The 808-nt window shown below is 77.0% G+C and carries 1 protein-coding gene and 2 pseudogenes; 1 reads left to right on the top strand and 2 read right to left on the bottom strand.

The genetic code is table 11. The features are described from left to right. Window positions 1-158 (top strand): annotated as a pseudogene (locus LPA54_RS33555) (AraC family transcriptional regulator); the annotation flags it as partial. A 190-nt stretch (window positions 159-348) separates the two neighbouring features. Here the strand turns inward: LPA54_RS33555 and LPA54_RS33550 are convergent. Together LPA54_RS33550 and LPA54_RS33545 are read right to left on the bottom strand one after the other, a co-directional pair. Then, a pseudogene (locus tag LPA54_RS33550) lies at window positions 349-576 on the bottom strand (DUF6597 domain-containing transcriptional factor); the annotation flags it as partial. 10 nt (window positions 577-586) lie between these two features. Next, window positions 587-808 (bottom strand): helix-turn-helix transcriptional regulator (locus LPA54_RS33545; RefSeq protein WP_228984492.1); only part of this gene is annotated, 222 nt, incomplete at its 5' end.

Here is an 808-nt window from a genome sequence, read left to right as displayed (position 1 = left end):
GCCTGCGCCGCGCGCTGGCCCTGGCCCGGGCGGGCGTCCCCTTCGCGGAGACCGCGATCCGCGCCGGTTACGCCGACCAGCCTCATCTGTCCCGCGAGGTGCGGAGCTTGACGGGGGTACCGCTGCGCGAGCTGGTGCCTGCCGCCCCGCACTCCTGATGGTCTCGGCGGACCCTCGAGCGGCCGGAGGCCGACGACGACCTTCCCCGCACGTGGCGGCCGGCCCGGAGCTCGGCCGCTCGGCGGATCTCCCCGACCGGGAAGGCCGCCGTGGCCCGCACGGCGCGCTGGATGCGCCGGCCACGAGGGACGACCCGGAGACGCGCGGTACTGTGCGGGCACGCTCGGCGAGGGAGGGCACGGTGCCGGGGTGGAAACGGATCCCGGCCCAGGGGCCGGCCGCCGCTCCCCCGTCGACGTGCGCGCGGGTGTCGGGGCCCGCGACCAGCAGGCGGCCGTCGTGCCACAGCAGGTCCATGCAGCCGTCGGGCAGCACCCGGCCCGGCCCGTCGTCGCCGGACGGGGTGCTGGTCCACACGGCCGCGCCCGGCAGCCGTGACGCGCGCTCCCTGTACATGGGGTCCAGGCTACGCGGCGGCCCGGTTCCGCCACTCCTGCGGACTGACGCCGTAGGCCCGTTTGAACGCCGTGGAGAGGGCGAAGGCGCTGCTGTAGCCGACTTGGCGGGCGAGGGCGGCGAGGGTGTCGTCGGTGTCACGCAGCCGGTCGGCGGCGAGGGCGAGACGCCAGCCGGTGAGGTAGGACATCGGGGGTTCGCCGACGAGCCGGGTGAAGCGGCGGGCGAGGGC

Origin of the sequence: Streptomyces sp. DH12, assembly GCF_020873895.1 — a bacterium.
Classification (GTDB): Bacteria; Actinomycetota; Actinomycetes; order Streptomycetales; family Streptomycetaceae; genus Streptomyces.
The sequence above is the reverse complement of the archived record's forward strand: the minus strand, read 5'-3'. Positions and strand labels throughout refer to the sequence as shown.